Source organism: Kitasatospora purpeofusca (assembly GCF_034043715.1).
In the GTDB taxonomy this organism is placed as follows: Bacteria; Actinomycetota; Actinomycetes; order Streptomycetales; family Streptomycetaceae; genus Kitasatospora; species Kitasatospora purpeofusca_A.
This window is the reverse complement of sequence record NZ_JAXCLC010000077.1, coordinates 34,286-40,958: the sequence shown is the minus strand read 5'-3', so window position 1 is coordinate 40,958 and position 6,673 is coordinate 34,286. Positions and strand designations below refer to the sequence as shown.

Genomic DNA, 6,673 nt, shown 5'->3' with positions numbered 1-6,673 from the left:
CCCCCCCCCCCCCCGCGGGGGGCCCCGCGGCGGGTGTTCCTAGTACCAGTGGTGCGACTGCCAGAACGACCAGGCGCCACAGGGGCTGCCGTAGCGGCTGTTCATGTAGCCGAGACCCCACTGGATCTGCGTAGCCGGGTTGGTGCGCCAGTCGGCACCGGCCGAGGCCATCTTGGAGCCGGGCAGCGCCTGGACCAGGCCGTACGCGCCGGAGCTCTTGTTGGTGGCGGTGTAGTTCCAGCCGCTCTCGCGCTTCACGATCTGGCTGAAGCACTGGAACTGCGCGTCGCTGCCGACGATCTGCTGGGCCAGCTCCTGCACCGAACCGGGGCTGACCGAGACCGGCGGAGTCGACGGGGCACTGTCGGTGGCGGCCATCGCCGAACGCGCCTTGGAGCGGTTGGCGGCGGCCTCGTCGGCCTTCCGCTTCTCCTCGGCGGCCTTCGCGGCCTTCTCCGCCTCGACCTTGGCCGCCGCGTCTGCGGCCTCCTTGGCGGCGGCGTCGGCCTTGGCCTGCGCCTCGGCGGCGGCCTGCTGGCGCGCTGCCTCCTCGGCGGCCTTCTGCTCGGCGGCGGCCTTGGCCGCGGCGTCGGCAGCGGCCTGCTGGGCGGATGCCTGCGTGCCGATGTTGTCGCTGATGGTCTGCGCCTGGGCGCCGGAGGGGACTTCGGCAAGCAGCGTCGCGCCGGCGACATCAATCGTCTGCGTCGTCTTGCCCTCGCTGCCCGACGCCACACCCACCACGGCACCAACAGCGGTGACGGCGGTGGCGGAGGCGACAGCAACTCCCCGGACCGAGATCCGAGTCACATGGTTTCCTTCCAGCATCGCCCACGCGTGACCGTACGGGCGCAACATGCCCCTTGGCGCTGCCCTCCGTACGGTGCTGGTCACGGGAGGTGCTGACCCGGCGTCCGGTCGAGGTGAGGCGACCGGGCGTTGTGATCGGGCGGCGTACGGCTCAGGTCTTCAATTGTGCGTCCACCGACCGGAGTTGGTGGACCGTCCGGGCCGGGCCCCCGGTCTCCCGGAAGCCCTGCCATGCCGTACGCGGGGCCTGACAGAACCCTCACCATGCCGCACCGGGCACTGTCGACGCAATTCCCTGTTGCGTGGCGGATGTCACATTCACCGTCCTGGCGTTCACCGGACAGAAAGCACTCGATGTGATGAAAGGGACAAGGGCCCGCTCCGTCAGGAGCGGGCCCTATACCGGGAATTAACTGATTTGTCCCCAACTGCCCTTCGGATTCCGGAAAGTCCGGAAAGTCCGCATCAGGGCTGGACGTCCTCCAGCATCTCCGTCACCAGCGCCGCGATCGGCGAGCGCTCCGAGCGGGTCAGCGTGATGTGGGCGAACAGCGGGTGCCCCTTCAGCTTCTCCACCACCGCCACCACGCCGTCGTACCGGCCGACCCGGAGGTTGTCCCGCTGCGCCACGTCGTGGGTGAGGACCACCCGCGAGCCCTGGCCGATCCGGGACAGCACCGTCAGCAGGACGTTGCGCTCCAGCGACTGCGCCTCGTCCACGATCACGAAGGCGTCGTGCAGGGAACGCCCTCGGATGTGGGTGAGCGGCAGGACCTCCAGCATCCCCCGGGAGATGACCTCCTCGATCACGTCCGGGGTGGTGACGGCGGACAGGGTGTCGAAGACCGCCTGGGCCCAGGGGCTCATCTTCTCCGACTCGGAGCCCGGCAGGTAGCCGAGCTCCTGCCCGCCGACCGCGTACAGCGGCCGGAACACCATCACCTTGCGGTGCTGCTGCCGCTCCAGGACCGCCTCCAGGCCGGCGCACAGCGCCAGCGCGGACTTGCCGGTACCGGCCCGGCCGCCCAGCGAGACGATGCCGACCTCCGGGTCGAGCAGCAGGTCCAGCGCCACCCGCTGCTCGGCGCTGCGCCCGCGCAGGCCGAACGCCTCGCGCTCGCCGCGCACCAGCCGGACCCGGCCGTCGCCGGTGACCCGGCCGAGCGCCTTGCCGCGCTCGGAGGTGAGCACCAGCCCGGTGTGCACCGGCAGCTCGTCGACGCCCTGGACGTCCACCCCGGCGTCGTGGCCGGCCGCGAACAGCGCGTCCACGTCGTCGGCGGGGACGTGCAGCTCGGCCATGCCGGTCCACCCGGAGGTGATCGCCAGCTCGGCCCGGTACTCCTCGGCGAGCAGACCCACCGAGGACGCCTTGATCCGCAGCGGGAGGTCCTTGGAGACGACGGTGACGTCGTAGCCCTCGGCCTGGAGGTTGCGCGCCACCGCCAGGATCCGGCTGTCGGCCTCGCCGCCGCCGGCCCGGTAGCCGACCGGCAGTATCGAGGTGTCCGAGTGGTTGAGCTCGACCCGGATGGAGCCGCCGAGCTCACCGACCGGGATCGGCTCGTCGAGGCGCCCGAACCGGATCCGGAAGTCGTCGAGCAGTCGCAGCGCCTGGCGGGCGAAATAGCCCAGCTCCGGGTGGTGCCGCTTGGCCTCCAACTCGGTGACCACGACCACGGGGAGGACGACCTCGTGCTCCTCGAAGCGGGTCATGGCGAGCGGGTCCGCCAGGAGCACGCTGGTGTCGAGAACGTACGTGCGCCGGTCTGGTGTCCGGCGGCTCTTGGAACTGACCACTAGGCCTCCAGGGCGGATGACCCTGCGTCATCCGCGGCAAGCCGGCCCCGCTGCCCCGGTGGCCTCGGAGCCGGTCTGATCGGAGTATTCCCAGGCGGGGGGCGGTGCATTCGCGCCCTCGAAGAACTGACGGATCATTGCAAGTGAACGTTTGGCCTCGCCCTGCCACCGGGTAGGCCAGCTCTTACGGCGGTCAATCCCGACGCCCCTGGGGAGGCCGGTCCCGACGCCCCGGAGGACGCCGCTCCCGGACGGGGCACGGCGCCGCCCCGTCAGAGGCCCAGTCGCCGGTTGCGCTGCTCGAAGGCGCGCAGCGCCCGCAGGAAGTCGACCTTGCGGAAGGCCGGCCAGTACGCCTCGCAGAAGTAGAACTCGCTGTGCGCGCTCTGCCAGAGCAGGAAGCCGGAGAGCCGCTGCTCGCCCGAGGTGCGGATGACCAGGTCCGGGTCGGGCTGCCCCTTGGTGTACAGGTGCTCGGCGATGTGCTCGACGTCCAGCACCTCGGCCAGCTCCTCGATCGAGGTGCCCCGGCCGGCGTGCTCCTGGAGCAGTGAGCGGACGGCGTCGGCGATCTCGTGCCGGCCGCCGTAGCCGACGGCCACGTTGACCGTGATGCCCTCGATGCCCGCGGTCTCGTCGGCGGCGCGCTTCAGGACGTCGGCGGTGTGCTGCGGCAGCAGGTCCAGCGCGCCGACCGGGTTGACCCGCCAGCGGCGGGCGGCGGCCAGGCCGGTGACGGCGTCCTCGATGATGCCGAGCAGCGGCACCAGCTCGTCGGCCGGGCGGGAGAGGTTGTCGGTGGAGAGCATCCACAGGGTGACGACCTTGACGTGGGTCTCGTCGCACCAGCCGAGGAACTCGCTGATCTTGTCGGCGCCGCGCTGGTGGCCGTACGCGGTGGAGCCGCCGGTCGCCTTGGCCCAGCGGCGGTTGCCGTCGAGGATCACCCCGATGTGGTGCGGCGTGCGGGCGAGGTGCACCTCGACCCGGCGACCGTAGAGGCCGTACATCCCGTCCAGCAGGACGCGCAGACCCGGCGTGCGTTCGACGACATCGCGCAGACCCATGGTTTTCGGCCCCTCCGTGCTCACTTCACCGGGTGCTTCAGAACCCCCGGCGCAGCCTACTCCCGCGCTGTGGTGGCAGGGAAAGCCGCAGGTCGCGGGAGGGTCACGGTCCTGTGCGGACTCTGTCGCCGCGAGCCGGGCGCGGGTGGCCGGAAGGTACCCGAGCGGCGCCCCGGGGGCGGCCGGGGGAACAGCCGGCGGCCGGATACGGAACGGTCTCTCCTTCCTTAAGGAATCCGTAAGCCGACGGTTCAATGCTTGACGACCCCCAATGGTCTAGTCCAGCTTTTGTGCCAGGGCGGAACGGCGTACCGGAACCGCCCCTCTCGAGGCAGTACTGCGGACCTCCCCTCCCCCACACGCGGCCGCCGCGCCCCCCACCGCGGCGGCCGCTCCTCCCCCACAGGAGCGCACCTCCATGGCCCGTACGCTGAACCGGCCCGCGTCGCACAAGCGCCGCCGCGGCCCCGTCCCGGCCCTCGCGGCCGGCGCCACCGCCCTGGCCCTGGCCGGCACCGGCCTCGCCCTCTTCGCCGGGGGCGCCAACGCGGCCGCCGGGAACCTCGTCGCCAACGGCGGCTTCGACGGCTCGCTCGGCGGCTGGACCTGTACCGGCTCCGCGAGCGCGGTCACCACTCCGGTCCACTCCGGCTCGGGCGCGCTGCAGGCCACCCCGGGCGCGGCCGACACCGCCGAGTGCACCCAGACCATCAGCGTGCTGCCCAACACCAGCTACACGCTGAGTGCCTGGGTCCAGGGCTCCTACGTCTACCTCGGCGCGCGCGGCACCGGCGGCACCGACCCGAGCAGCTGGTCCAACCAGAACAGCTGGAACCAGCTCTCCAGCACCTTCACCACGGGCGCGAGCGCCCGGAGCGTCACCGTCTACCTGCACGGCTGGTACGGCCAGAGCGCCTACCTCGCCGACGACGTGGTGCTGAGCGGCCCGGGCGGCACCTCCACCCCGAGCCCGACCGCCACCCCGACGGTCACCCCCACGCCGACGCCCACGGCGACCGCCACCCCCACGGCGACCACGACCCCGACCGCGACGGCCACCCCTACGGCGACCGCGACGCCGACCCAGACCGCCACGCCGACCCCCACCGCGACCAGCACCGGCAACCCCGCCACCGGCCTGCCCAAGCACGTCGTCACCGGCTACTGGCACAACTTCGACAACAAGGGCAACAACCTCCAGAAGCTGAGCGACGTCCAGAGCGCGTACGACATCATCGCGGTGTCCTTCGCCGACGCCGTCGCCAACCGCCCCGGCGCCGTCACCTTCAAGCTGGACGCCGAGCTCTCGGCCGGTCTCGGCGGCTACACCGACGCCCAGTTCCGGGCCGACGTGAAGGCCAAGCAGGCGGCCGGCAAGAAGGTCATCATCTCCATCGGCGGCCAGAACGGCGCCATCCAGGTCGGCGACGCCGCCGCCGCGGCCACCTTCGTCGACACCGCCGCCGCCGTGATCAAGGACTACGGCTTCGACGGCCTGGACGTCGACCTGGAGAACGGCCTCAACGCGACCTACCTCGCGGACGCGCTGCACGCCCTGCAGGCCAAGGTCGGCCCGGGCTTCGTCCTGACGATGGCCCCGGAGACCATCGGGATGTACTCCACCGCCGGCTCCTACTTCCAGCTGGCGCTCAAGACCAAGGACATCCTGACCGTCGTCAACACCCAGTTCTACAACTCGGGCGGCATGAACGGCTGCGACGGCAAGGTCTACAACCAGGGCACCATCGACTTCATCACCTCCCAGGTCTGCACCCACATCCAGGGCGGCCTGCGGCCCGACCAGGTCGGCATCGGCGTCCCGGCCTCCGGCAAGGCGGCCGGCGGCGGCTACGTCGCGCCGAGCGTCGTCAACAACGCGCTGGACTGCCTGGCCACCGGCAAGAACTGCGGCAGCTTCGTCCCGCCGGCCAAGTGGCCGACCATCCGCGGCGCGATGACCTGGTCCACCAACTGGGACTCCGTCAACGGGAACGCCTTCTCCAACACGGTCGGCCCGTTCGTCCACCAGATGCCGTAACCCCGAGGACCGCACCCCCGCGGCGCGCCTCCCCTTGAGGGTGGGGCCGGCGCGCCGGCGCCGGGCCCGCCGTACCCGACCGGTACGGCGGGCCCGTCCGCGTCTCCCGGCCGTATGTCCCGAGGAGGGCCCGGCTCCTCGTCTCGTGAGGCCACGGCCCCTTCGCGTCTCATGAGGGCACGGCCCCCGCGTCTCAGCCGGAGTGGCCGAGCACCGCCACCAGGGTGCCGAGCAGCATGAACGGACCCAGCGGCACCTCCCGGCCCCGCACCGGCCGGCGCCGCACCAGGGCCACCAGCAGGACGCCGACCGACCAGAGCCCGGCCAGCAGCACGAAGGCGGCCAGGCCCGCCAGCGCGGCGGACCAGCCGTACCGGCCGAGCAGCGCCCCGAGGCCGAGCGCCAGCACGGTGTCCCCCGGGCCCATCCGCCTCAGCTGGACCGGGACTTCGAACAGCACCCCGGCGGCGACCGCCACCAGCAGGCAGCGCAGCAGCGTCCCCGGGCTGCCGTCCACCAGCTCCAGCACCGTCAGCAGCAGCGCGAGGCCCGCCGCCAGCGTCCAGGTGAGCGGATAGGGCAGCCGGTGCACCCGGGCGTCGGTGAAGCCGAGCACCACTCCGGGGCCGGCCAGCCAGAGCAGCAGCACCGCGTCCGCCGGGTGGGCCGCGGTGAGCGCGGCGGCGGCCGCGGCGGCGGTGGCCGCCTCCACCCGCCACGGGCCCGGGCCCAGTCCGGTCCGGCAGCCCGGGCAGCCGCCGGTGGGCGGCAGGCCGCGCAGAGCGCGCCCGCAGGCCGGACAGGCCAGGCACCACGGCTGCTCCTCGGGCACGGCGTACCGAACCACCAGTCCGCGCAGGGCCGGTGCCACCAGCAGCCCCGCCAGGACCGCTCCCAGCACGATCGCGATCACGGCTTGCCCTCTCCTCCTCCGGTGGCGGTACGATCCGGCGGGTTC

The 6,673-nt window shown here is 72.4% G+C and carries 5 protein-coding genes; 1 reads left to right on the top strand and 4 read right to left on the bottom strand.

Annotation, left to right across the window (positions count from 1 at the left end; translation table 11 throughout):
* Positions 1-39: 39 nt before the first annotated feature.
* The 3 genes from SM793_RS30425 to SM793_RS30415 form a co-directional block, all read right to left on the bottom strand.
* Positions 40-810 carry a transglycosylase SLT domain-containing protein gene (locus SM793_RS30425; RefSeq protein WP_320441527.1) on the bottom strand — a complete coding sequence of 257 codons (771 nt, stop codon included), beginning with the start codon at positions 808-810 and terminating at the stop codon, positions 40-42.
* 465 nt (positions 811-1,275) lie between these two features.
* Complete coding sequence (locus SM793_RS30420; protein ID WP_320441526.1) at positions 1,276-2,610, bottom strand: PhoH family protein; 1,335 nt, start codon at positions 2,608-2,610, stop codon at positions 1,276-1,278.
* 272 nt (positions 2,611-2,882) lie between these two features.
* Complete coding sequence (locus tag SM793_RS30415) at positions 2,883-3,677, bottom strand: isoprenyl transferase (RefSeq protein WP_078896623.1); 795 nt, start codon at positions 3,675-3,677, stop codon at positions 2,883-2,885.
* Positions 3,678-4,095: 418 nt separating this feature from the next.
* Between SM793_RS30415 and SM793_RS30410 the strand changes: the two genes are divergently transcribed.
* Positions 4,096-5,715, top strand: a complete 1,620-nt coding sequence (locus SM793_RS30410; protein WP_320441525.1) for a chitinase — start codon at positions 4,096-4,098, stop codon at positions 5,713-5,715.
* 193 nt (positions 5,716-5,908) lie between these two features.
* Here SM793_RS30410 and SM793_RS30405 read toward each other — a convergent pair whose 3' ends face one another.
* On the bottom strand, positions 5,909-6,628 hold the full coding sequence (locus SM793_RS30405) for a prepilin peptidase (RefSeq protein WP_320441524.1): 720 nt from the start codon (positions 6,626-6,628) through the stop codon (positions 5,909-5,911).
* Positions 6,629-6,673: the final 45 nt, after the last annotated feature.

What these genes read in the sequence shown, in the direction of transcription:
- SM793_RS30415 (WP_078896623.1), bottom strand. Translation starts at nt 3,677, where the DNA reads ATGGGTCTGCGCGATGTCGTCGAACGCACGCCGGGTCTGCGCGTCCTG.
- SM793_RS30410 (WP_320441525.1), top strand. Translation starts at nt 4,096, where the DNA reads ATGGCCCGTACGCTGAACCGGCCCGCGTCGCACAAGCGCCGCCGCGGC.